The sequence below is a fragment of the Celeribacter marinus genome (assembly GCF_001308265.1).
In the GTDB taxonomy this organism is placed as follows: Bacteria; Pseudomonadota; Alphaproteobacteria; order Rhodobacterales; family Rhodobacteraceae; genus Celeribacter; species Celeribacter marinus.
The window spans coordinates 2,143,574-2,166,873 of the sequence record NZ_CP012023.1 but is presented as its reverse complement, the minus strand read 5'-3'; the positions used below and the strand labels follow the sequence as shown (position 1 = coordinate 2,166,873).

Below are 23,300 nucleotides of genomic sequence, written 5' to 3'. Positions count from 1 at the left end.
GCGAAATAGACCTTATAATTGCACAAATCGAACATTCCCTCCGAAAGGATGACACATGACTGATACATCACTTCTGATCATTGGCGCGGCCTTCACACCCGAAGAGCGCAGCCGCCTTGAAACCGCTCATGCGGCGCTTTTTGCCGCGTCCTTTGCCGAGGTGGCCGCGTTGGACTCTGCGACCCGCGCGAGCGTAAAGGCGGTGGCATTCAAAGGTCACGATGCCTTTAGTGGCGCCAATATGGACCTCGTTCCAAACCTAGGCCTCATCGCTAATTTCGGGGTTGGGTATGATGCGATCGACGTCGATGCGGCGGACGCGCGTGGGATCAAGGTCACCAATACGCCAGACGTGCTCAATGACGATGTGGCCGATCTGACCGTTGGTATGATGCTGGCGTACTCGCGCAATCTGGTTGCCGGTCACCAATGGGTCATGGACGGCACATGGGCCACGGGCAAAGCGCTCCCGCTCAACCGGAAAATGTCGGGCGACACGGTTGGGATCGTCGGCATGGGCCGTATTGGCCGCGATATCGCGGATCGTTTGGCGGCGTTCAAAATGGACATTCACTACCATGCGCGGTCTGAAAAACAGACACCGGACTGGACCTATCACGCCGATGTGGTCGACATGGCAAAGGCCGTTGATTGGCTGGTGATTGCGATTGTCGGCGGCGAGGCCACCCGCAATTATGTAGGCAAAGACGTGCTTGCGGCTCTTGGCCCACGCGGCGTTGTCGTCAACATTTCGCGCGGGACAACCGTGGATGAGGCGGCGCTTTTAGACGCGCTTGAGGCCAAAACCATCGAGGGGGCCGCCCTTGATGTGTTCCTTGACGAACCGACGATTGACCCGCGGTTTCTCAAACTCGACAATGTGCATCTTCAGCCGCACCAAGGGTCGGGAACCGTTGAAACCCGCCGTGCAATGGCCGAGCTACAACTCGCCAATATTACGGCGTTTTTGGGTGGAGAAGCCCTTGTAACCCCCGTGAACTAAGGACCACATCATGTCGATGGATCGTGTCGCAAACCCGTTCAAACGTGCCATTCTCGCAGGCCAACAGCAAGTTGGCCTGTGGAACACAATCCGCGATCCCTACATTGGCGAGATGCTCGCGGGGACGGGGTACGACTGGATTTTGATCGACTGTGAACACACCCCGCGCGATCTGGATAACGTGTTGCAGATGATGCAAGCCATGGGACGGTCCAACACCGCGCCAGTTGTGCGCGTGACGCATATGGACGCCGCCGAGATCAAACGCGTGCTGGATATCGGGGCGCAAAACATCCTCGTGCCCTACGTGCGTGATGTGGCCGAAGCGGAGGCCGCAGCGCAATCGGTGGCGTACCCGCCGCGCGGCATTCGCGGCATGGGTGGGGCGACACGCGCCAATCTGTTTGGCGAGGTTGACGGCTATTTTGCCAAGGCACGTGATGAGATTTGCCTCATGGTGCAGGTGGAAACCAAAGAGGCCTTGGACGATTTGGAGGCCATCGCCGCCGTGGACGGGATCGACGCGATTTTCATCGGTCCTGCGGATCTGGCGGCCTCTATGGGCTATCCGGGTCAGCTTGATCATCCGGTGGTGGTTGAGGCGGTTACAAGCGGTCTCAAACGCATTCGCGCGGCGGGAAAACCGGCGGGCTTTTTGTCGGTGGATCAAACCATGCTTGATCTCGCGGTGGCGGCGGGCAGCGTGTTCACGGCCGTTGATATCGACAGCTTGCTGTTGAAAAAGGCGGTGACATCGCGGTTGTCTGATGTTCAAAAATGGAAAAAGGGCTAAGGAAAACACCCTAGCCCTTTGATTTTGTAGTCTGATTTTGATCAAAGCCGCGCGCTACAGCGCGGCTTTGTCGTCTGCGATAAAGTGACGGATATTGTCCTCAAAGCTCTCGTCAGCCTCAAGGCCAAGTGAGAGTGCCTTGTCCGCGTGAATATCAAACCGCCAACCTTTGACGATGTCCCAAACGGCGGGCTGCTCTTCGAACTTGATCAATGTTTCCGCCTGTGGGCCTGTTACGGCTGTCATGGCGTCGATCATTTGACCGATGGTCCAAGTGCGTCCGGGCATGGTCATCGCGCGGTTTTGTCCGATGTCCTCGGCCTTCACTTCGGCACCTTTGATCAGGTTTTCGATGCACTTGCGCGGGCTGAGGTAGTAATGCGGGAAATCGCGCCCCACCGGACACACGGCCTCTTGACCCTGAAGCGGCTCGCGAAAGATCGACGACATAAAACCGGAGGCTGCACGGTTGGGCTTACCCGGACGTACCGAAATCGTTGGCAGGCGAAAGGCGCGCCCATCTATAAAACCTTTGCGCGAATAGTCGTTGATCAGCAACTCACCCATCGCTTTTTGCGCGCCGTAGGACGTCTGTGGGTTGAGGTATGAATTGTCGGTGATCGGGTCGGGCACATCGCCGCCAAATACGGCGATGGACGAGGTGAACACCACGGTGGGTTTGTGACCTAGGGCGCGCACACGTTCAAGCACGTTGCGAATCCCGAACATGTTGATGTCATAGCCCAGCTCGAACTCTTCCTCGGCTTGGCCCGAGACGATGGCGGCGAGCAGGTAAATCACGTCCGTATCCGCGTCCACCAACTTGGCTACGGACGCGGTATCAGTGATATCGCAGGTCACGCGCTCTACGGTGAAATCGGCCGCAATAGGGGCGGGATCAACCACATCCGCCAAGACCAGCGTGTCGATCGTTTGACCTTTGAGCGTGCCGCGTGCAGCCAGTTCTGTTGCGAGCTTCTGGCCGACGAGACCGCCGCCACCGATGATGCAAATTTTCATGTTTTCAGTCCCTTAGATGAGGTCGCGCGCCGCAAGGTTGCGCATGAAGGCCCCCGCGCCAAAGGTCCAATGCGGACAATCGGGCGACAGGCGCACAGTGTTGGTCAGTGTGCCAAGATTTGGCTCGGAGATTTCAACGGCATCGCCCACGTGGTGCGTGAACCCTTGCCCTTTGGCATCGCGGTCTTTGATCGGCGCGAAGAGCGTGCCAAGAAAAAGGAAAAACCCGTCGGGGTATTGGTGGTGCGGTCCACAGGTTTGGCGCGCCAGATCGGCGGGCGCGCGCGAGATTTTGGTCATGGAGCTATGCCCGTCCATCACAAACCCGTCTTCGCCGGTCACTTTCAATGTCAATTCGGCCGTCTCTACATCGCTCATGGAATAGGTCGCGTCAAACAGGCGCACGAATGGACCGATGGAGCACGAGGCGTTGTTGTCCTTGGCTTTGCCAAGCAACAAGGCGGAACGCCCCTCGACATCGCGCAGGTTCACGTCATTGCCAAGGGTTGCCCCCTTGATCTCGCCGCGTGCATTCACGGCCAGAACGATCTCCGGCTCGGGGTTGTTCCATTTCGACACGGGGTGCAGGCCCACAGAGGCGCCACACCCCACAGAGGAGAGCGGCTGACCCTTGGTGAATACTTCCGCGTCTGGGCCAATGCCCACTTCGAGGTATTGTGACCAAAGCCCTTCGGCTTGCAGGATTTTCTTGACCTCCATGGCCTTGTCCGAGCCGGGGACAATGCCCGACAAACTGTCGCCAATGCGCGCGGCCACACGGGCGCGGATGGCCGCAGCCGCGTCCAGATCTCCCGCCGCTTGCTCTTCGATCACGCGTTCAACCATGCTTTCGGCAAAGGTCACACCACAGGCTTTCACGGCCTGTAAATCGCAGGGCGCAAGCAGGCGGAGCGCATCTTGGTCCGCGCTCTCAACGGAGCGCTCGGACAACTCGGCAAGCGTGCATACGTCCTCACCCTGTGCCGATGCCACATACCCCGCAGGGTCATCCATATCGAGTAGGTCGCGCATGGTGGGGGCTGTTTTGGAGGTGATGTCGACGACCATATCACCGCGCAGTGTAACAAGACACGGTCCGGTGCCCTCGCGCCAGATACGTCCGACAAAGGTGGCGTTGGGGGCATGATTGGAAAGGGGAAGCATGGCGGCTCCTTTATGCGAAAAAGCTTGAGAAAAGCGCGAGCAAGACAACCATCAACATGGCCGCAGCCATGGCATAATTGATACGGCGTTGCGCGCGCGTGGAGAGGTTGAGCCTATGCAGTGAGGCACCCGCATAGGCCCACCCAAGGTGAATAGGCAGCCAGATTGCGTACATGATGGCGAGTTTCATCGCGACCTCAAAAGTGTAGTTATCGGGTGCAAACGAAAAGCCGGAAAAGAGCGCGGTGTTCACGGCGTAGGCTTTGGGATTAATGACTTGTAGCATAATCCCCGCGCCGATCCCTGGCCCGCGCTTGCTTTGCATGAACGCGATTTTGGCACCCGCGAACGCGATCTTAGCGGCCAGATAGAACAGATAGGCCAATGACGCGGCCATAAGAACCGTGCGGATTGCAGGGTTGGCGAGGATCACAGCCGCCAGTCCCGAAATGACGGCTGCGCCGACGATGTTGGAGCCGATAAACAGGCCGATCAGGTAGCGCGTAGCCTGACGAAACCCGAAGGCCGAGCCAACGCCAGCCGCCGATAAAACACCGGGGCCGGGCGTGACAATGAGGAAAAAGACCGCAGCCGCGAACGTCAGCATCAGCCAAACACCAGTTGCACTTTCATCGCTTTTTCGCGATCCGTTGCGGTGTCAAACGCCTCTTGGAACTGCTCAAGCGGGAAGCTGTGGGTGATGAGCGGCGTCACGTCGATCAGCTTTTGCTGCATCAGGGAAATCGCGGTGGCAAATTCGGGATGAAAGCGGAACGAGCCTTTGAGGGCGAGTTCTTTGACGGTGATTTGTTGCATCGGCAGGGTCATATCGCCCGACATGCCGACCTGAACAATCACGCCTTTGGGACGGATCGCGGGGATCGCACCCGCCAATGCCACCTGCGCGCCCGAGCATTCAAACAGCACATCGAGTGTGCCTTTGCCCGCGCCATAGACCGCAAGCCCGTCCGCATGGGTCATGGTGTTCACCGTCACATTCGCACCCGCGTTGCGCGCGAATTCAAGTCCACGGTCAGAGATGTCTGTCGCGATAATATCAGCCGCCCCTGCGCGGCGCGCCGCAAGGATGGTGAGCAACCCGATGGGGCCGCATCCCGTCACCAACACGCGTTTGCCCAATAGATCGCCCGCTTGGTGCAGGGCGTGCAAAACAACGGCCAAAGGTTCGGCTGTGGCGGCTTCGGCGGGGGTTAGTCCCTCGGCTTTCACGCATTGGCTTTGCATCGCTACAATCTCTTCGCGAAATGCGCCTTGGATATGGGGAAATGGCATCGCGGAGCCGTAAAAGCGCATGTTGGCGCAATGATTGGCGTTGCCGCGTGCGCATTCCTCGCATGCGCCGCACGGGCGCGAAGGCGATACGGCGACCAGATCGCCCACGGCCAAACCGTCGACGCCCTCTCCGATTGCGGTGACATGCCCAGAGACTTCGTGACCCAAAACCATCGGTTCGCGCAAACGCACCGTGCCGAATCCCCCATGCAAAAAGTAGTGCAAATCAGAGCCGCAAATGCCGCCGCGTGCCATTTTAATGCGTACTTCGCCCGCTTGTGGATCATCAATATCGCACGATCCCAACTGTAAATCGCGGGGTCCGTGGGCATAAAGCGCCTTCATTGGGGTGTCCTCCCAGACAGTCATGTGCGTTGCTATTTGCAACGCGCCAAAAATGGTATACCAAAATATCAACGCGATTTCGGCCCTGATTGTCAATGGGCCGCGCAGTGCATTTTTGGAGGACCCATGCAGCTATTCGATCTCACAGGCAAACGCGCACTCATCACAGGCTCATCCATGGGCATCGGTTATGCCTTGGCCAAAGGTCTGGCGCAGGCGGGGGCGCATTTGGTCTTGAACGCGCGTAACGCCGAGCGCCTAGAAGAGGCGGCAGATAAGCTGCGTGGTGAGGGGTTTACGGTCGATACGCTTGCCTTTGACGTCACGGACGCCGACGCCGCATTGACCGCCGTTGACGCCTATGAGGCCGAACATGGCGCGATTGATATCCTCGTGAATAACGCAGGGATGCAGCACCGCGCCGCCCTCGAAGAATTCCCCGCCGATGCCTTTGACACGCTGATGCGCACCAATGTGAATTCGGTGTTCTACGTGTCCAAAGCCGTGGCGCGTCACATGATCAAACGCGGTGCGGGCCGCATCATCAATATCGCATCTGTGCAATCCGCCCTCGCGCGTCCCTCAATCGCGCCCTACACCGCGTCCAAGGGCGCCGTTACCAACCTGACAAAGGGCATGGCGACCGATTGGGCCAAGCACGGGTTGAACTGTAACGCTATCGCGCCGGGCTATTTCGACACGCCGCTCAACGCCGCACTTGTGGCCGATGCGGATTTCTCCGCGTGGCTCGAAAAACGCACACCCGCTGGTCGCTGGGGACGGGTGGAGGAACTCGTGGGGGCTGCTATCTTCTTGTCATCGCCCGCGTCTACTTTTGTGAACGGCCATACGCTGTTCGTGGATGGCGGCATCACCGCGAGCCTGTAATCATATCTTTGGGAGGAGATCACTATGACAGACAAACCAACCGTTGGGTTCATCGGCGTCGGCTTTATGGGCCACGGCATGGCCAAGAATATCTTGCAAGGCGGCTACCCGCTGTGGGTCAAGGGCAATCGCAACCGCACGCCGATCGATAGCCTTGTTGGCATGGGGGCCACGGAGGCAAAAACGCCGCGCGAAATGGCCGAAAATTGCGATGTGATTCACATCTGCCTGTCCAATTCGCCACAGGTCGAGGCGGTGTTTCACGGTCCCGATGGCATCCTTGCGGGGATGCGCGCGGGCCTGACCGTGATCGACACCACCACCGCTGATCCGACCTCGACGGAGGCGCTGGCGGCGGCTCTGGCCGAGAAGGGCGGCGTGATGATCGACGCGCCCTTGGGGCGCACCCCCAAAGAGGCCGAGGCGGGCACATTGGACGCGATGGTCGGTGCGCCTGACGCGGATTTTGCGCGGGTTTTGCCCATCATTGAATGTTGGGCTGGCACCATCAACCATGTCGGCCCAACGGGCGCAGGTCATAAGATGAAGCTGCTGATGAACTTCACCTCTATGGGCTACGCGTCTTTGTATGCCGAGGCTTTGGCGGTCGCGACCAAAGCGGGGATTTCCCCCAATACGTACGCCAAAGTGATCGGCGATAGCCGCCTGTCGAACGGGTTCTTTGACACGTTCATGGCCTATGCCATCGGGCGCGATGCGGAAATTCACAAGTTCTCTATCGCCAATGCGACCAAAGACTTGCGTTATTTCAATGCGATGGCGTCAGAAGCGGGGGCGGTGAATGTTATGGCCTCTGCGGCCAAGCATTATTTTACCCATGCCGAAGCGATTGGCAAAGGTGAGGATTTCATCATCACGCTGTCGGATGTGGTGGGCGATCTTAACGGGTTGAACATGGCCGACGAAGTGGCCAAGGGCAAAGCCTAAGCCTTTCATCTGTCAAACAAAACGGGCCGTAGGGGTATTCCTGCGGCCCGTCTTTTATTGTGATTACGTCTGTGAGGCCCGCGCCGTTTTATGGCAACTGGCGCGCGCGCCATGTGAGTTTGGTGTAGGCAAGCCCGCTTGCCGTTGAGGTGCACGCCGTTTTTTGACGCAAGACGTCCTCGCTCGTTACGCCCTCGCGCAACTGGTTCAGCTCTTCCATGCGGTCACATTGTACCAAGGCGGACAACAGGTCGTATTTCACTTCGATACCGGCGATGGCGGCAATTTCGGGCGGTGCACTGGCGTTGACCTGCGCCATGCGGGCGCTGATGCCCTCGGACCACATATCCTTGGCCTGTGTGAAACACAGCGCCGCAGAGGCTCCCATGTCTTGGGGAAACTCGACACACTCAGAATGGGCCAGCTCAACACAGGCGGTTGGAACCGTGCCATTGGTCGCGGCGGTCTCGATGCAGGTGTCGATCTCGGCAAGGGTGGCACCGGCCCAAAGGGGCAGGGCGATCAGGCTCGCACATACGGCCAGTCCCAGTGTCGTGCGTGTCGTGTATGTCATAGCGTTCTCCGAGGGGGCCGTTTCACGCAATAACGGGTGAAAACGGCGGAAATAATTTTGGTATACCAAAATCTTCTTGTCTTGGTATACCAAATCAGACCATCTTTAACCGCGCAGGTAAACACAAGAATCGTTGATCTGCGCCGTCTTGAATTCTCATGCCTTCGGGGAGGAACGCATGTCGCACGATACTCGCGCAAATAAACAATTCCGCAGTCAGGAATGGTTCGACAATCCCAACAATCCGGGGATGACCGCGCTCTATCTGGAGCGCTATCTCAATCAGGCCTTCACGCGCGAGGAATTGCAGGCGGGCAAGCCGATCATCGGTATCGCCAATTCCGGCTCCGATCTGAGCCCGTGCAACAAAATCCACGTGTTCCTCATGGACCGTATCAAGGCGGGCATTCGTGACGCGGGTGGTATTCCGATGGAATTCCCTGTGCATCCGATATTCGAGAATGCCAAACGCCCCACCGCGGCGCTTGACCGTAACTTGGCCTATCTGGGCCTTGTGGAATTGCTCTACGGCTACCCGATTGATGCGGTGGTGATGACAACGGGCTGTGACAAAACCACGCCCTCGCAACTCATGGCGGCCTGCACGATGGACATCCCCGCGATTGGCCTCAACGGCGGTCCGATGCTTGACGGTCACTGGAAGGGCAAGCTTGTTGGCTCTGGCACCGTGATCTGGGAAAGCCGCCGTTTGTTGGCGGATGGCAAAATCGGCTGGGACGAATTTATGGACCGCGCTTGTGCGTCTGCGCCCTCGCTTGGCCATTGTAATTCCATGGGAACCGCCTCGACCATGAACGCGATGGCCGAAGCGCTTGGCATGACCCTGACGGGCAATTCTGCGATCCCTGCGCCGTTTCAGGAACGCATGGGCATGGCGTACAAAACCGGTCAGCGCATTGTCGAAATGGCTTACGCGGACCTCAAGCCGTCGGACATTTTGACCCGCGAAAGTTTCGAGAACGCGATCCGTGTGTGTTCGGCCATCGGCGGGTCCACTAACGCGCCGCCGCACCTACAGGCCATTGCGCGTCATGCGGGCATTGAGTTTGACGTCAAAGACTGGGAAACCGTAGGCTACGACATTCCACTGATCGTTAATATGCAGCCTGCGGGCGAATATCTTGGCGAGGCGTTTTACCGCGCGGGCGGTGTGCCTGCGGTGATGGCCGAACTCAACGGTGCGGGCAAATTGCACGCAGATGTCATGACAGCCACGGGCAAAACCATGGGCGAGAACCTAGACGGGGTGGAGGTCACAGACCGCCGCGTGATCTTTGCCTATGACAAACCGATGCGCGAAAAGGCAGGGTTCCTTGTGCTTTCGGGCAACCTGTTCGACAGCGCCTTGATGAAATCATCCGTGATCTCCGATGACTTCCGTGACCGCTTCCTCAAGGACGGGGTTTATGAAGCCCGCGCCATCGTGTTTGAAGGCCCCGAGGACTATCACGAACGGATCAATGATCCCGCGCTCAACATCGACGAGACCTGTATGTTGTTCATCCGCAATGTCGGCTGTGTCGGCTATCCCGGATCGGCGGAGGTGGTCAATATGCAGCCGCCTGACGCGATGATCCGTGCAGGGATCAACCACATGCCAACCGTTGGCGATGGCCGCCAATCGGGGACATCCGAAAGCCCCTCCGTGCTCAACGCCTCGCCCGAGGCGATTGTGGGCGGCGGATTGGCCTATCTCAATACGGGCGACATGGTGCGGCTTGATATCAACACATCCTCCATGAATGCGCTTGTGGACGCCGCCGAATGGGAGGCCCGCAAAGCGGCGTGGTCCCCCCCCGTCATCGAAAGCCACACCCCGTGGCAAGAAATCTACCGACAGCATGTCGGACAACTGGCCCAAGGCGGCTGTCTCGAACTCGCCACAGCGTATCAACGCGTGGCCAAGAACCTTCCAAGGGATAATCACTAATGACCAAATCTATCATCATCACAGGCGGTGCGCGTGGCATCGGTAAAGCGACTGCAAACGCATTTCTCGCCGCAGGGTGGCGCGTTGGCATCGTCGGGCGCACGGCTGCTTCCGTCAAAGAAATGGCGGATAGCCACGAAAATGCACTGGCCATTCCCGCCGATGTCACGGACGAGACCCAAGTCGAAGAGGCGTTCGAGACTGCGTATCAGACATGGGGCCGCGTCGATGCGCTGTTTAACAACGCGGGCGTGTCGATGTCTGGCGGAATGATTGACGAGGCCAATGTTGATGACATTCGCAACCTCATCAACATCAACGTCATGGGCTCGTTTATCGCGGCACGCGCCGCATTCGGCATTATGCGCCGTCAAAATCCCCAAGGTGGGCGTATCATCAACAACGGGTCGATCTCGGCCTCTGTGCCGCGTTGGGGCTCGGCACCCTATACCGCGTCCAAACATGCAATTACGGGCCTGACACGCTCGCTGTCGCTCGACGGGCGCGCGTTTGACATTGCGTGTGGGCAAATCGATATCGGCAACGCCATGTCCGATATGGCGGCGCAAATGACCGCAGGCGTGCCGCAAGCGGATGGATCGATCGCGATCGAGCCAGTGATGGACGTGAACCATGTGGCCAATTCGGTACTTCAGATGGCGACTTTGCCCCTTGAAGTGAATGTGCAGTTTATGACCGTGATGGCGACAAAAATGCCTTATATCGGACGCGGCTAACGCGGCCCGATACCAGTTACCTCCCGAGAAAGGGACGGGTCACACATCAGTGGCCCGTCCCTTTTTTGTGAGAGGCGCTAGGGTTTTGTGAGAGGCTCTAAGGCCGCAAGACCGCCTTTTTCACACGTTCGCGGTTCCAGATGTAGAGGCCCGATCCGATGATGATAAAGGCCCCGACCAGGGTCCAAACCGTCGGCAAAGACCCGAATACCAGATAGCCCACAATCGTGGCGGATATCAGTTGCGTATAGATCATCGGCGACAAGACCGAGGCATCCGCAAACCGGTTGGCGGTTGTCACAAACACATGCCCCATCATCCCAAAGGTGCCAATGAGGCCCATCACGATCCATCCCGAAATGTCATTTGGCCAGATCCAGTGTTGCACCGCGAGGGGGAGCATGAGGAGGGTGGCCAATCCGCTCGACCACAATTGCATGGTGGAATTGGCCTCTTCGCCCGCGATCATCCGCGTCATGATGTAGTAGAACGAGGCTGACAATAGCGCGCACAGTGACAAAACAACGGCCCAGTGGAAATCCGCGCCCCATGGCTGCACCACGATCAAGACACCGATGAACCCGACCCCAACGGCCAGAACACGGCGCAATCCGACCTTTTCGCCCAAAAACGGTATCGCCAAGAGTGTGACGACCATCGGCGTGGCAAAGGCGATGGAGACGGTGAGCGACAGCGGTAGATAGCTGAGCGCCCAAAAGTTCATGAACGTGCCCACCATTAAGGCCCCAGACCGCACCAGCTGCTTTTTGGGCACGTTGGATTTGAACGCGGATATTCCGTCGCGCGGGACAAAGAACGCGACCGACAGGGCAAAATGCATCGCATAGCGCACGAATACAATCTGCATCACGGGCAAGCCGTAGGTGGAGAGCCATTTGGCCGAGGTGTCGATGCCCGTAAAACAGGTCACGGCCGCAATCATGATCAATACACCTGCGGTCAGGCGTTCTTCTCTTGGGCGGGCAACGGCCATAACTTAGCCCTTTCTCACATCACCGCGCCAACTTGCCATGGAACGAATTCGAAATCACCAAGGCCGATCTCTTCGGATTTGGTTTTCTCACCGGAGGCCATGCGCAACCACATCTCGTAGATCTCGCGACCGACCTCTTCGAGGGATTTTCCGTCCGAAATGATTGTGCCGGCGTTGATGTCCATGTCCTCGTGCAGACGGGTATACATCTCGGTATTGGTCGCCACTTTCATCGACGGAGACGGCTTTGCACCGAACGCCGATCCGCGCCCCGTGGTAAAGCAAACAAGGTTGCACCCCGATGCAATCTGACCGGTCACAGAAGCGGGGTCATAGCCGGGGCTGTCCATAAAGACGAACCCCTTGGCGGTGACTTGTTCGGCGTATTTGTACACGCCATTGAGCGGCGTGGTGCCGCCCTTGGACGCAGCACCCAGCGATTTTTCGAGGATGGTCGTCAACCCGCCCGCCTTGTTGCCGGGCGAGGGGTTGTTGTCCATCGAGCCACGGTTGCGGGTGGTGTAATCTTCCCACCACTTGATCAGATCAATCAGTTTGTCGCCGATCTCGCGCGATGCCGCGCGCGCGGTCAACAGATGCTCTGCGCCGTAAATCTCGGGCGTCTCCGCCAAGACCCCTGTGCCGCCTTGCGCCACCAAGAGGTCGCAGGCATAGCCCACGGCGGGGTTGGCGGTGATGCCTGACCACGCGTCCGAGCCACCGCATTGCAAAGCGACCATCAATTCCGATGCGGGGCATTCCTCGCGCGTGGCCTTGTTCACCTCGGGCAGCATGCTTTCGATCTTTTTGATGCCAAGGGCCACGGTTTTGCGCAGACCGCCCACGTCTTGGATATTCATCGTCTGAAATGTGGGACCGGATTTGAGGCCATAGGCCTCGATCAGCCAGTCGATTTGCATCATCTCACAGCCCAGACCGGCAAGCAGCACACCGCCCACGTTGGGGTTTTTGGCATAGCCCCACAAGGTGCGTTGTAGCAATTCGAACCCCGTGCCATCCCCGCCCATGGCGCAGCCCGTGCCGTGGACAAAGGCCACAACGCCGTCGACGTTGGGATAGTTGGCCATAATATCGGGCGTGAAATGCTGTGCGATCATGCGCGCCGCGGTGGCCGAGCAGTTTACCGATGTGAGCACCGCGATATAGTTGCGCGTGCCGACACGACCGCTGTCGCGTTTGTAGCCCATGAACGTGTCGGGGGTTGTCGCAGGGGCCACGGGACGCAGGTTGGTGCCAAACTCGTAACCCGCTCCCTCGACGTTGCGAAATTCTAGGTTGTGGGTGTGGATATGCGCGCCCTTGGCAATGTCCGATGCCGCATAGCCGATGATCTGCGCATATTTGTAAACCGCCTCGCCTTTGGCAATGTCTTGGGTCGCCATTTTGTGGCCGCGCGGGATCATGTCAATTGCGCCTTCGTCACCGATGGCAAGTTGGGTTTTGGCGGTGACGACATTGTCGGCGTCAGACAGGCGAACGGTGGTCATGGCGGTCCTCGGGTGTTGGGGCTTAAATGTGTTGTGCAGCTTATATGTTAGTTTGTCACGGCTCATTTTCGCAGGTGGCTTGTGACACGGGCGCAAGAGGCGGCCTGCGGATGTGATTGGCGTGATGGTTTGCGTGAGGTGATCCTTGTGCGGTGGCGCGTGAGATCTGGCGCGCCACGGCACAAGGAAACGAAGCGGGGCGGCGGATCGACCGCCGCCCCGTCTCAATGATGTGTGTGTCGATCCCCTAGAGGAAGATCGAGACGATTGGAGGCCAGATCAGCAGAACCGACAGGGCGATCAACTGGATCATGATAAAGGGCAAGAAGCCTTTAAAGATATCCGTGAGCGAGATGTGCGGTGGGGCAACTGATTTGAGGTAGAACGCTGCCGGACCAAAGGGTGGCGACAGGAACGAGACCTGCATGTTCATACAGAACACAACACCGAACCAAACCGCAACGTGACGCGGGTTCAATTCGCCAAACAGACCGATTTCCTCAACAGGCAAACGCAGCACGATGGGCAAGAACACGGGCATAATCAGCAACACAATGCCAACCCAGTCCATGAACATCCCCATGATCAGGAAGATAAACATCATCACAAGGATGATCCCCATCGTCGGCAAGTCTGCCGCCACAATCATATTGGCCACATATGTCGGACCACCGGCGAGTGTATAGGCCGCAGCAAGCGCTGCCGCACCGATCGTCACCCAGATGATCGTCCCTGTGGAGCGCAAAGTGCGCATCAGGCTGTCCCATACGATGTCAAACGTCATTTCTCCGCGTGACACACTGATGAAGAACACAGCCACAACGCCCATACCTGCCGCTTCGGTAATGCCCGTGATGCCACCATAGATGGAGCCAAGAACAACGCCGATAACGATGATTGGGGCGATCAGGCCTTTGCCCATATCCCAACCTTTGGAGGTGCGCTCTTTGCCGACGACGACATAAACGACCACAGCAAAGATCGCAAAAGCAGCCGCGAGATACGGCAGATCCGAGACCATCCCAAGCGTGATGGGATCGACACCTTCAGCTACCGTGTTCATCCCTGTGAAGGTAAAGAACAGCGCGCGCAAGAAGATGACGGCGGTGGCCCACATGCCAAAGCGTGACAAGAAGCCAAGGAACATCAGACCCTTTTCGGAGCCACGAGGATCATTGGGATCTTCTGGGGGGAGGGGGGCCATTTCTGGGCTAGTCCGCGTACGGACATAGATGTAGACCATAAAGAAGGAGGCCAACATAAACCCGGGCAAGAAGGATGCCGTGAACAACGCTTTGATCGAGGTCTCGGTGACGAGGCCGTAGAAAATCAAAACGATGGACGGTGGGATCATCGTGCCGAGCGAGCCGGACGCACAAATTGTCCCGATCGCAAGGTTTTGGTTATATCCAAGACGGAGCATCTGCGGCAGGGCGATGAGGCCCAACAGAACCACTTCGCCACCAATGATGCCCGACATCGCCGCCATGATCACCGCCATGAGCGAGGTCACAAACGCAATACCGCCACGGGTACGAGAGAGCCACAGATTGAGCGACGAATACATGTCTTTGGCGATGCCCGTCCTCTCTAATAGAGAGGCCATAAATATGAACAGGGGCACCGAAATCAGAACATAGTTCGTCATCTGTCGGTAGACGGCCTGACCCAACACGGAGAGGGGACCACGGCCAAAGGTGTTGAACAAAACGTCCACGTCAAACTTGAGGACAAGTGTGACAACGGCGAGGAACGCCGAGGCAAAGCCCAAGGGCATGCCGATCGCGAGCAGGGCAAACATGCCCAACAAGACGATGATAGAGAGGGTGCCGATATCGACCATTATTTGTCCTCCCCAAGTGTTTTACGCAGCATTGCAATCTCTTCTTCGTCGATGTCGTCCGCAGGCGAATGATGTTCAGGAGATTTGTGCCAATCTGCGATGAGGTTGGAGAGCGCCTGAACAGCCACGAGAGCGATAATGAATAGGATGGCGGGTTTTAGCGTCCCGGGAATGGGCGGATCCCACGCGGTGCCAAAGGTTTCCATGCGCAACATGCGTGTCCATGCATCGTTGAACCCGCCCCAAACGAGGCAGAAACAAAACACCCAGATCAGCAACACGGAAATCACATCGGATGTCTTTTGCATCCAGCGTGGCATGAGGTCGTAGATCACGTAGATACGGATGTGTGAACGTTGCTGCATGGCGTATTGACCGGCAAGCAAGAACACAAACGCAGCAATCCAGAGCGACAATTCGTTGGCCCACAAGGTTGGTTTGTTGAACGCGTAGCGCGACACCACCTCATAGAACATCACCAGCACGATCATGACGATCGCAATCATGGCGATGCGCGAGGTGACAAGTGACAGGTAGTCGAAAAACCCGCTTGGTTTGTCCTCAATGGCACCAATGGTGTCGGACAAATAGATTGATCCGAACAAAATGGCCCCAGTGAGAGAGCCAAGCATCAGCTTGGCCGTAATCCCGCCCTCGGCGCGGATCATTTCATGGATGCCAAGGGCATCCGTCGTAAATATCTTGTTGATGGCAAGCCATGCAAACACCGCGAGCGCAAGTGCGGTAAAGCCGATGGCCAATTTCTTGACCGGACCTCGCATGGGGCCGAGCCAGACACTGTCCTGATTCATCCTGGCCTCCCTTTTTATGTTTGGAGATTAAGCCGTTTCACGCGGCGGACATTTTTTTGAAAAAAATGGCGGGCCCATTGTGTGGGCCCGCCAGGGCTTGTCACCCATGCGTCATGAGACGCATTTGCTTAACCTGCGATGAGGCCAAGCTGTGCGAGGTAGGCGCGGTGGCTTTTGACCAGTGCGTCTGCTTCAGGTGTTTTTGCGGCCCAACCGTCCCATGCGCGCTGTGCAGCGGCACGGAAGTCAGCTTTGTCCTCTTCGGACCATGCGTAAAGTGTCACACCTTGCTCTTTGAGCATTGCTGCTGCTTCGGCGTTCTTCTTTTCGTTGGAGATCGCAGTGTGCAGGGAAAGTTTCTGCATTGCTGTGTCCATGATGCGCTGTTGAGCCGCTGTCATGCCATCCCAAACGTCTTTGTTACACGCAAGGTGGTCAGACGGCATGGAGTGGAAGCCAGGGTAGTTGGCGTGCTTCACGATGTCGTAGAGACCAAGGCCCACGTTGTTTGCAAGACCGGAGGCGTCAGCGCCGTCGATGATGCCTGTTTCGAGCGCTGTAAAGATCTCGGTGAAGTCCATAACGATTGGGGTTGCGCCCAGCTCGGTGAAGATTTCGGTTTCAAGACCTGGAGGCGAACGGAACTTCCAACCTTTGAAGTCTTCTGGACCTGCAAGTGGCTTGGAAGATGCGAACGATTCTTGACCGTAGATCCACCAACCGACGAGCTGCATGCCGTACTCATTGTAGAGTGACTGTGCTGCTTCGTAGCCGCCACCGTAATAGAGCCATGACAGCTGCTGGTATGGTGTGTCGTAGCCGCCCATGATGTCGCCAACGAATTGGAACGCAGGGTTTTTACCTGTTTGGTATGCACCACCGGTCATGTCGCAATCGAGAATGCCGTTTACCGCAGCGTCCCAAGTCTCTGTCGTGGCAACCACGGACGAAGAGTAGAACATTTCGATGTCGATGGAACCGTTGGACATTGTTTCTACGTCATCAACGAAGATCGCAGCAAGCTTGCCCGAGGGGTGCTCTGTTGCGTAGTGCGTGGAGATGCGCAGTGTTGTTACGTCCTGTGCAATCGCCGGAACAGCAATCACAGCACCGAGTGCTGCGGTTTTGAGAATTGAAGTCAGTTTCATAAAATCCCTCCCTAGGATGGCTGCGTGACCACAGCCGGGACATGGTTGTCCTTCGTTTTATGTATCGCGTCATCCCTCCCGGATGAGTACGCCCCCGTTTCAGAGGACGCCACGACATCAGATGGTATACCATCACAAGAAAGACGCTAAACCGAACCCGTGGCGACAATCAACAACTTTTGGTATACCAAATTAAAAAAGATGTTATGGTCGCTGAATACGGAGACACATATTCTTGGTTTGAGGCGACTTTTATGAACGAATTGAATGATCTAGAGGGCGGGTTTCACGGAGATAACCTTCCGGAGAAAATAGCTCATTCGTTACGGCGAGATATCCTTAGGGGTCGCCTGAACCCTGGTGATGCGATCAAAGAGCGCGATAATGCCGAAGAGCTTGGAGTGAGCCGTACACCCATGCGCGAAGCCATCCGAATCCTTGCTCAAGAGGGCTTGGTGATTCTGCGCCGCGCTCGCTCGCCAATCGTTGCGAATCCCAGTTTCAAAACCCTCGCGGATCAGGTTGAGGTGATGCTCAATCTTGAAAAACTATCCGCCGAGATCGCCTGTCGTGCCGCCTCGGATGCCGAGATTGACGAGATTTGTGACCTGACCCAAGTAATGTCCGACACCTTTGACGAGAGTGATCCGCTTGATATGTTCGAAATGGACATGCGGTTTCACGCGTTGATTGCGCGCATGTCGCACAACGAAACGCTCGCCGATATGCATACAGCGTTGTTGCAGCGACTGTGGCGTGCGCGGTATTTGACGGCGATGGAAAAACGCAACCGTCAACGCGTTGTCACCCAACATACAGCCATCATTGAGGCCATGCGTGCGCGCGATCCACAGCGCGCGGCGGCAGCGATTCATACCCATTTGGGCCATTTGGGCGAAGACCTCAAAGAGGTGATGAAGCACGATGCAGCCTTGGGCGTCGAGGCCTGCGAGCAGGGCGATGATACGCCTGTGTTCAAGTGATCGAGCACATAGATGGCGCGCGGCAATAACCTAAATGCGATTCTTCATTTCGAGGCCGTGGCGCGGCGTGGCTCACTCACGGTCGCGGCCGAAGAGTTGTCGGTGTCGCCCTCTGCCGTCAGCCAACAGGTCAAACTTTTAGAACAACAGCTTGGGATCAAACTGTTTCGCCGCAAGGGGCGCAATCTCGCGCTCACCTTGGAGGGCGAACAGCTGTTTCAAACCTCGGCCACCGCGCTGCGGATGTTGTCGGAAGCCCGTAAAAACCTAGGCAAAGCCCGCGAAACGCGGCGGCTTAATCTGCGCGTGATGCCCTCGTTCGGGGTGCGTTGGCTTGGGCCGCGCCTGTCGGAATTCATTGATCTGTGCCCTGATTTTGATCTGCGGGTTGATGCCGCGCCCGATCCAACCGATTTCGAGCGCGAATTGATGGACCTTGATATTCGCTACGGGTCGGGCAATTGGCCGGCGTTTCATAGCGCGCCCGTGCTGCAAGATCAGGTGTTGCCCTTGGCCAGTCCTGAATACCTCGCCACGCTTGGTGGACTACAGGTTGATCCCGCCGCGCGCCTGAATGCGGCGCGCTTGATCGATAGTGCGCGCGCGATGTGTCAGTGGGATTTTTGGGTGTGGCGCAATGGCTTGGATGTCACGTCGAACACGAAATCGGTTTTGATGGATCGGTCGTCTTTGGCGTTGCAACTGGCGCTGGACGGCAAGGGGGTTGTGTTGGAAAGCCTCGCACTTGCCGCCCCCGAAGTGGCGCAGGGGCGTCTTGTTCCGGTTTCGCCCGAATTGCCCGTGTTCACCTTTCCCGCCTATTGGCTGATTTGTCCGCCGCGCCATCTCAATCGTCGTGCGGTCCGCTTGTTTACCGATTGGATTGCGCAAAAGGCTGTGGATCATGCGACCATGGTGAGCGATCTCAAAACGCGGCTCGGTCTGCATGATCTGGAGATCAACGCGGCGACCGAATTGGCGCACGGCGCACCGGATTAAGCCCACCCAAAGACGCAACGAAAAAGGCGCGCCCAATGGGACGCGCCTTTTGAGTCTCGCTCGAAAGCTATGGTTGCGAAGCCTCGCTAGTGAATGAGGGACCCACCGTTCACATCGATCTCGGAGCCCGTCACATAGGCCGACAATTCGGACGCAAGGAACAATGCGCATCCCGCCACATCGGAGGCCTCGCCCGCGCGGCCCATCGGGATACCGTCAAGCACTTGGGCTTTCATTTCCGGCGTCAATTTACCCGCCGTGATGTCGGTCGCGATAAAGCCGGGGCAAATCGCGTTGGACCGGATGCCATCGGGGGCCAGTTCGCGCGCCATTGCCTTGGTCAGGCCCAAAACACCCGCCTTTGCCGCCGAATAGTGCGGCCCGCCGAAAATGCCACCGCCGCGCTGTGCCGACACCGACGACATGTTGACGATGGAGCCGGATTTCTGGGCGCGCAAGGTCGGAATACACGCCTGAGACATGTAAAGCGTTCCGCGCAAGGATACGTCGGTGACCGCCTCGTAATTCTCGGGCGCAATGTCCATGAGTTTGAGCGGCTGGGTTATGCCTGCGTTATTGACCAAAATGTCGATGCGGCCAAGGGCGGCAACCACGGCCGTTGCGGCGGCGATGCAATCGTCCTTGTTGGTCACGTCACAGGCCAATCCGATGTGGCCCGCGCCAAGATCGGCGGCGGCTGCGGCGGCGTGATCCGCGTCGAGATCGAGAATGGCCACGGTTGCGCCGTGCTCGGCAAACAGGTGTGCGGTGGCTTTGCCAAGACCGCGCGGGGAGGCGGCACCGGTGATGATTGCGATTTTGCCGTCGAGTAGTTTCATGTTGTGTCTCACATCCAGGATTTGATTTTGGCGACCACAGCATCCACGCTGAGGCCGTATTGATCGTGCAACGTGGGCAGCGCGCCCGCGTCGAGAAATTCGTCGGGCAGGGCGATGGATTTGAACGGCACGAACACGCCCGAACGCATCAACTCCGCCGCGACCGCTTCGCCCAATCCGCCCACAATCGTGTGGTTTTCCGCCGTGACCACAAGGCGGCCTTTGCGGGCGGCCTCCGTTTTGATCGTGGCGACATCAAGCGGTTTGATGGTCGGGCAATGCAGGACCGCGCAGTCGATCCCGTCCGCTTTGAGGCGCTTGGCCGCGTCAAGCGTGCGCATTGTCATCAGCCCCGTGGAGATGAACAACACGTCATTGCCGTCATGGATCATCTGCGCTTTGCCGAGTTTGAACTCATAGCCGTAGTCGCCCAACACATTGGCCACATTGCCACGCGGCAGACGCATGTAAAGGGGGCCGTTGTGATCGGCGATGGCTTTGGTCGCCTGTGCCGTGTCCACCGCGTCACACGGATCGACGATGGTCAGGTTCGGCAGTCCGCGAAAGATCGCGAGGTCTTCGGTGGCTTGGTGGCTCGGGCCGTAGCCCGTGGTCAATCCGGGCAGGGCGCAGACGATTTTGACGGGTAGGTTTTCCTCGGCAATCGCCATGCAAATGAAATCATAGGCGCGGCGCGAGGCGAACACGGCGTAGGTGGTGGCAAAGGGGGTGAAGCCCTCACGCGCAAGTCCCGCCGCCGCCGAGATCATCACCTGTTCGGCCATGCCCATCTGATAAAACCGGTCAGGATATTTTGCAGCGAAAACATGCATGTCGGTGTATTTGCTCAAATCCGCAGACAGCCCCACAATGTCGTCGCGTGTGGCGGCCAGATCGCATAGCGCGTGACCAAAGGGGGCCGACACCGTGTCGCGCCCTTCGGCGTCGAGGGAGGCGATCATGGCGGAGGTGGCGTGGCGCTCGGTCGGTGCCGTGCGCTCGGTGTATTTGGAGATGCGCCGTGACATGGCCCCGAACGGCACATCACCCGAATGGGCGCGAATTGACGAGGTCATGCGGGGCACTCCGTATCCAGATGAGCGATAGCTTTGGCCCACTCATCGGCGTCGACGCGGATGAAATGCGTGCTTTCGCGGGCTTCCAGAAACGGCACGCCTTTGCACATCTTGGTGTTGCAAATGATGACGCGGGGTTTGGGGTCTGTGAGGGCGCGCGCGGCGTCGAATGCGGTGACAAGCGCGTCGAGATCATTGCCATCCACCTCTTGGGCATGCCATCCGAACGCCTCCCATTTGGGGGCTTCCGAGTAGCGCGGGGTGGCCAATGCGTTGGTGCTTGGCCCGTCCGCCTGTTGGTCGTTGAAGTCCACAACACAGATCAGATTGTCGAGGTTCCACTGCACGGCGGACATCACAGCCTCCCATGTCGATCCTTCGCCAAGCTCGCCGTCCGACATCAGGTTGTAGATGAAGCTCTTTGATTTCTTACGTTTTAATCCAAGGGCTGCCCCAACAGCGATGCCAAGCCCGTGGCCAAGCGATCCGCCGGTGATCTCCATCCCGGGCGTGTAGGACGCCATGCCCGACATCGGCAGGCGGCTATCGTCCATCCCGTAGGTGTCCAGCTCGGCCTCGGGCAAAATCCCCGCCTCGATCATCGCGGAGTAGGCGGCAATCGCGTAGTGGCCGATCGACAGGTAAAAGCGGTCGCGCCCGTCCCATTCGGGATCGGCGGCGCGGTAGGTCATCGCGTGAAAATGCGTCACGGCAAGCACATCCGCCACGCCCAACGCTTGCCCGATATAGCCCTGTCCTTGGACCTCGCCCATGCGCAGCGCGGTGCGGCGAATGTTCCATGCACGCCGTGCTAGTGAGGTGTTGGAGCCCGCGTTAGCGAGTGTGTTGGATGGGGCGGATGCAGGCACCGTTGCCTCCCGAGTGGTGGTTGTGTTTGGTCAATCTGTCACGGAAGGTGAGAAAACAGCAATTAAGTTCTACTAAAGATAAGGTTGGTGTTGGGCTAAAGTGAACCAGCGGGTGCGGGGCGGGTCTATACCTTATTAAAAGAATCGGGATTGACGTATCAGAGTAAAATTGTCAGATAAGGCGCATTGCACATCGACTCTCGTCACAGAGTTCTGATTTCTACGCCAAAGGGACATAAGATTTACAATGAAACGCACCGCATTCTCGTTCACAGCCGCCACATTGACCGCAATTTTGCCGATGTCTGCACACGCAGGGGCCGCCGAAGTCGTCACCAATTACGCGAATATTGCTGAAGCCGCCTATGGCGACAGCTTGATCACTGCACAGGCTCTTGATGGGGCCATTGATGCGCTGATTGCCGCGCCGTCCGCCGAAACTCTGGCCGCTGCAAAAACCGCATGGATTCGGGCCCGCGTGCCCTATCAGCAAACCGAAGTGTACCGGTTCGGCAACGCGGTTGTAGATGAGTGGGAGGGCAAGGTGAACGCATGGCCCCTTGATGAGGGGTTGATCGACTACGTGGACGCCGCGTATGGCGGAGCGGGCGATGAGAACGCCTTTCGCGCGCTCAATGTGATTGCAAACCCGACCTTTACCCTATCTGGCGAAGAGATCGACGCGACCACGATCACCCCCGCATTCATCAGTGATACGCTGCACGAGGCAGATGAGATCGAGGCCAATGTGGCATCGGGCTATCATGCCATCGAATTTCTGCTGTGGGGGCAGGATCTAAACGGGACCGATCATGGCGCGGGCAATCGTGCGTGGACGGATTACGCCCAAGGGGACGCGTGCACCAATGACAATTGCGATCGTCGTGGCGCGTATTTGTCCGCGGCATCCAAGCTATTGGTGTCTGATCTCGAATACATCACGGCGGCATGGGCCGAGGGTGGTGAGGCGCGTGAGGCGGTGGTGACCGACCCCGCTGCGGGCATCACCGCGATGCTCACCGGCATGGGGTCGCTGTCATATGGCGAGCAAGCCGGTGAGCGGATGAAGCTTGGTCTGATGCTCAACGATCCTGAGGAAGAGCACGATTGTTTTTCCGACAACACGCACAACTCGCACTATTATGACGGTCTTGGCATTCGCAATGTCTATGTCGGACAATATGTGCGGGCCGATGGGTCGCTTATAAAAGGCGAGAGCTTGAACGATCTTTTGGCGGCATCGGATGCGGATGTGGCGGCTGATTTGTCGGCGGCTCTTGATCATTCCGTGGCGCAGCTCGGCACGTTTAAAGCGGCGGCGGAGGCGGGGTTCTCCTACGATCAGATGTTGGCGCGCGGCAATGTTGCGGGCGAGGCGTTGATCATGGGGGCGGTTGATGCGCTTGTTGCACAGACCCGCGATATCGAACGGGCGGTGACGGTCTTGACGGCCTCGGCGATTGAGGTCGAAGGCTCCGACAGCCTCGACAATCCTAACGCTGTGTTCGAGTAA

At 57.8% G+C, this 23,300-nt stretch carries 22 protein-coding genes; 9 read left to right on the top strand and 13 right to left on the bottom strand.

The window, feature by feature from the left end:
• The first annotated feature begins 55 nt into the window (after positions 1-55).
• A complete protein-coding gene (locus IMCC12053_RS10870) occupies positions 56-1,003 on the top strand; it encodes a 2-hydroxyacid dehydrogenase (protein WP_062218968.1) in 948 nt (315 codons plus the stop codon).
• A gap of 10 nt (positions 1,004-1,013) precedes the next feature.
• Positions 1,014-1,796 (top strand): HpcH/HpaI aldolase family protein, encoded by a 783-nt coding sequence (locus IMCC12053_RS10865; RefSeq protein ID WP_074906365.1) that lies wholly within the window; start codon positions 1,014-1,016, stop codon positions 1,794-1,796.
• A 54-nt stretch (positions 1,797-1,850) separates the two neighbouring features.
• Here the strand turns inward: IMCC12053_RS10865 and denD are convergent, their stop codons facing one another.
• Genes denD through IMCC12053_RS10845 form a run of 4 tightly spaced genes read right to left on the bottom strand, consistent with a single transcriptional unit; the run spans position 1,851 to position 5,618 of the window.
• Positions 1,851-2,816: a D-erythronate dehydrogenase gene (gene denD / locus IMCC12053_RS10860; protein ID WP_062218966.1), complete on the bottom strand. Its 966-nt coding sequence runs from the start codon at positions 2,814-2,816 to the stop codon at positions 1,851-1,853.
• 12 nt (positions 2,817-2,828) lie between these two features.
• Entirely contained in the window at positions 2,829-3,980 is a 1,152-nt protein-coding gene (locus IMCC12053_RS10855; RefSeq protein ID WP_062218964.1) for a fumarylacetoacetate hydrolase family protein, read from the bottom strand.
• Positions 3,981-3,990: 10 nt separating this feature from the next.
• Positions 3,991-4,587 (bottom strand): LysE family translocator, encoded by a 597-nt coding sequence (locus tag IMCC12053_RS10850; protein WP_062218962.1) that lies wholly within the window; start codon positions 4,585-4,587, stop codon positions 3,991-3,993.
• Complete coding sequence (locus IMCC12053_RS10845) at positions 4,587-5,618, bottom strand: L-idonate 5-dehydrogenase (RefSeq protein ID WP_062218960.1); 1,032 nt, start codon at positions 5,616-5,618, stop codon at positions 4,587-4,589. Before IMCC12053_RS10845 ends, IMCC12053_RS10850 begins: the two co-directional genes overlap by 1 nt.
• A gap of 126 nt (positions 5,619-5,744) precedes the next feature.
• Here IMCC12053_RS10845 and IMCC12053_RS10840 point away from each other — a divergent pair, with 126 nt between their 5' ends.
• The gene (locus IMCC12053_RS10840) at positions 5,745-6,506 is read left to right on the top strand and encodes an SDR family oxidoreductase (RefSeq protein WP_062218958.1); all 762 of its coding nucleotides are present in this window, start codon (positions 5,745-5,747) and stop codon (positions 6,504-6,506) included.
• A gap of 24 nt (positions 6,507-6,530) precedes the next feature.
• Entirely contained in the window at positions 6,531-7,454 is a 924-nt protein-coding gene (locus IMCC12053_RS10835; RefSeq protein ID WP_062218956.1) for an NAD(P)-dependent oxidoreductase, read from the top strand.
• An 88-nt stretch (positions 7,455-7,542) separates the two neighbouring features.
• Here the strand turns inward: IMCC12053_RS10835 and IMCC12053_RS10830 are convergent, their stop codons facing one another.
• Positions 7,543-8,028 (bottom strand): hypothetical protein, encoded by a 486-nt coding sequence (locus tag IMCC12053_RS10830; RefSeq protein ID WP_062218954.1) that lies wholly within the window; start codon positions 8,026-8,028, stop codon positions 7,543-7,545.
• Between the two features lie 178 nt (positions 8,029-8,206).
• Here IMCC12053_RS10830 and IMCC12053_RS10825 point away from each other — a divergent pair, with 178 nt between their 5' ends.
• Together IMCC12053_RS10825 and IMCC12053_RS10820 are read left to right on the top strand one after the other, a co-directional pair.
• A complete protein-coding gene (locus IMCC12053_RS10825) occupies positions 8,207-9,979 on the top strand; it encodes an IlvD/Edd family dehydratase (protein ID WP_062218952.1) in 1,773 nt (590 codons plus the stop codon).
• Entirely contained in the window at positions 9,979-10,716 is a 738-nt protein-coding gene (locus IMCC12053_RS10820; protein WP_062218950.1) for an SDR family oxidoreductase, read from the top strand. The genes IMCC12053_RS10825 and IMCC12053_RS10820 overlap by 1 nt, the downstream gene beginning before the upstream one ends.
• 97 nt (positions 10,717-10,813) lie before the next feature.
• Here the strand turns inward: IMCC12053_RS10820 and IMCC12053_RS10815 are convergent, their stop codons facing one another.
• The 5 genes from IMCC12053_RS10815 to IMCC12053_RS10795 form a co-directional block, all read right to left on the bottom strand.
• Positions 10,814-11,710, bottom strand: a complete 897-nt coding sequence (locus IMCC12053_RS10815; protein WP_062218948.1) for a DMT family transporter — start codon at positions 11,708-11,710, stop codon at positions 10,814-10,816.
• Between the two features lie 14 nt (positions 11,711-11,724).
• Positions 11,725-13,218, bottom strand: coding sequence for a UxaA family hydrolase (locus IMCC12053_RS10810; protein WP_062218946.1), 1,494 nt, complete (start codon positions 13,216-13,218; stop codon positions 11,725-11,727).
• 247 nt (positions 13,219-13,465) lie between these two features.
• On the bottom strand, positions 13,466-15,061 hold the full coding sequence (locus tag IMCC12053_RS10805) for a TRAP transporter large permease (RefSeq protein ID WP_062218944.1): 1,596 nt from the start codon (positions 15,059-15,061) through the stop codon (positions 13,466-13,468).
• Entirely contained in the window at positions 15,061-15,873 is an 813-nt protein-coding gene (locus IMCC12053_RS10800) for a TRAP transporter small permease subunit (RefSeq protein WP_062218942.1), read from the bottom strand. The genes IMCC12053_RS10805 and IMCC12053_RS10800 overlap by 1 nt, the downstream gene beginning before the upstream one ends.
• A 128-nt stretch (positions 15,874-16,001) precedes the next feature.
• The gene (locus IMCC12053_RS10795) at positions 16,002-17,021 is read right to left on the bottom strand and encodes a TRAP transporter substrate-binding protein (protein ID WP_062218940.1); all 1,020 of its coding nucleotides are present in this window, start codon (positions 17,019-17,021) and stop codon (positions 16,002-16,004) included.
• A gap of 254 nt (positions 17,022-17,275) precedes the next feature.
• Here IMCC12053_RS10795 and IMCC12053_RS10790 point away from each other — a divergent pair, with 254 nt between their 5' ends.
• Positions 17,276-18,004, top strand: a complete 729-nt coding sequence (locus IMCC12053_RS10790; protein ID WP_062218938.1) for a GntR family transcriptional regulator — start codon at positions 17,276-17,278, stop codon at positions 18,002-18,004.
• Positions 18,005-18,016: 12 nt separating this feature from the next.
• On the top strand, positions 18,017-19,003 hold the full coding sequence (locus IMCC12053_RS10785) for a LysR substrate-binding domain-containing protein (RefSeq protein ID WP_062218936.1): 987 nt from the start codon (positions 18,017-18,019) through the stop codon (positions 19,001-19,003).
• An 86-nt stretch (positions 19,004-19,089) separates the two neighbouring features.
• On the opposite strand, the gene IMCC12053_RS10780 is transcribed toward IMCC12053_RS10785, so the two are convergent.
• The 3 genes from IMCC12053_RS10780 to IMCC12053_RS10770 are packed head-to-tail and all read right to left on the bottom strand — an operon-like array spanning position 19,090 to position 21,787.
• Positions 19,090-19,842 (bottom strand): SDR family NAD(P)-dependent oxidoreductase, encoded by a 753-nt coding sequence (locus IMCC12053_RS10780; protein ID WP_062218934.1) that lies wholly within the window; start codon positions 19,840-19,842, stop codon positions 19,090-19,092.
• 8 nt (positions 19,843-19,850) lie between these two features.
• Positions 19,851-20,918, bottom strand: coding sequence for a transketolase family protein (locus IMCC12053_RS10775; RefSeq protein ID WP_417903490.1), 1,068 nt, complete (start codon positions 20,916-20,918; stop codon positions 19,851-19,853).
• Positions 20,915-21,787, bottom strand: a complete 873-nt coding sequence (locus tag IMCC12053_RS10770; protein ID WP_062218932.1) for a transketolase — start codon at positions 21,785-21,787, stop codon at positions 20,915-20,917. The genes IMCC12053_RS10775 and IMCC12053_RS10770 overlap by 4 nt, the downstream gene beginning before the upstream one ends.
• Before the next feature lie 247 nt (positions 21,788-22,034).
• Between IMCC12053_RS10770 and IMCC12053_RS10765 the strand changes: the two genes are divergently transcribed.
• Positions 22,035-23,300, top strand: coding sequence for an imelysin family protein (locus tag IMCC12053_RS10765; protein ID WP_062218930.1), 1,266 nt, complete (start codon positions 22,035-22,037; stop codon positions 23,298-23,300).

Bases quoted from the DNA above. Each gene is read 5' to 3' on its own strand.
- IMCC12053_RS10845 (WP_062218960.1), bottom strand. From the start codon at position 5,618: ATGAAGGCGCTTTATGCCCACGGACCCCGCGATTTACAGTTGGGATCG.
- IMCC12053_RS10785 (WP_062218936.1), top strand. From the start codon at position 18,017: ATGGCGCGCGGCAATAACCTAAATGCGATTCTTCATTTCGAGGCCGTG.
- IMCC12053_RS10815 (WP_062218948.1), bottom strand. From the start codon at position 11,710: ATGGCCGTTGCCCGCCCAAGAGAAGAACGCCTGACCGCAGGTGTATTG.
- IMCC12053_RS10825 (WP_062218952.1), top strand. From the start codon at position 8,207: ATGTCGCACGATACTCGCGCAAATAAACAATTCCGCAGTCAGGAATGG.
- IMCC12053_RS10830 (WP_062218954.1), bottom strand. From the start codon at position 8,028: ATGACATACACGACACGCACGACACTGGGACTGGCCGTATGTGCGAGC.
- IMCC12053_RS10870 (WP_062218968.1), top strand. From the start codon at position 56: ATGACTGATACATCACTTCTGATCATTGGCGCGGCCTTCACACCCGAA.
- IMCC12053_RS10805 (WP_062218944.1), bottom strand. From the start codon at position 15,061: ATGGTCGATATCGGCACCCTCTCTATCATCGTCTTGTTGGGCATGTTT.
- denD (WP_062218966.1), bottom strand. From the start codon at position 2,816: ATGAAAATTTGCATCATCGGTGGCGGCGGTCTCGTCGGCCAGAAGCTC.
- IMCC12053_RS10840 (WP_062218958.1), top strand. From the start codon at position 5,745: ATGCAGCTATTCGATCTCACAGGCAAACGCGCACTCATCACAGGCTCA.
- IMCC12053_RS10775 (WP_417903490.1), bottom strand. From the start codon at position 20,918: ATGACCTCGTCAATTCGCGCCCATTCGGGTGATGTGCCGTTCGGGGCC.
- IMCC12053_RS10790 (WP_062218938.1), top strand. From the start codon at position 17,276: ATGAACGAATTGAATGATCTAGAGGGCGGGTTTCACGGAGATAACCTT.
- IMCC12053_RS10800 (WP_062218942.1), bottom strand. From the start codon at position 15,873: ATGAATCAGGACAGTGTCTGGCTCGGCCCCATGCGAGGTCCGGTCAAG.
- IMCC12053_RS10820 (WP_062218950.1), top strand. From the start codon at position 9,979: ATGACCAAATCTATCATCATCACAGGCGGTGCGCGTGGCATCGGTAAA.
- IMCC12053_RS10835 (WP_062218956.1), top strand. From the start codon at position 6,531: ATGACAGACAAACCAACCGTTGGGTTCATCGGCGTCGGCTTTATGGGC.
- IMCC12053_RS10855 (WP_062218964.1), bottom strand. From the start codon at position 3,980: ATGCTTCCCCTTTCCAATCATGCCCCCAACGCCACCTTTGTCGGACGT.
- IMCC12053_RS10810 (WP_062218946.1), bottom strand. From the start codon at position 13,218: ATGACCACCGTTCGCCTGTCTGACGCCGACAATGTCGTCACCGCCAAA.
- IMCC12053_RS10865 (WP_074906365.1), top strand. From the start codon at position 1,014: ATGTCGATGGATCGTGTCGCAAACCCGTTCAAACGTGCCATTCTCGCA.
- IMCC12053_RS10795 (WP_062218940.1), bottom strand. From the start codon at position 17,021: ATGAAACTGACTTCAATTCTCAAAACCGCAGCACTCGGTGCTGTGATT.
- IMCC12053_RS10780 (WP_062218934.1), bottom strand. From the start codon at position 19,842: ATGAAACTACTCGACGGCAAAATCGCAATCATCACCGGTGCCGCCTCC.
- IMCC12053_RS10850 (WP_062218962.1), bottom strand. From the start codon at position 4,587: ATGCTGACGTTCGCGGCTGCGGTCTTTTTCCTCATTGTCACGCCCGGC.
- IMCC12053_RS10765 (WP_062218930.1), top strand. From the start codon at position 22,035: ATGAAACGCACCGCATTCTCGTTCACAGCCGCCACATTGACCGCAATT.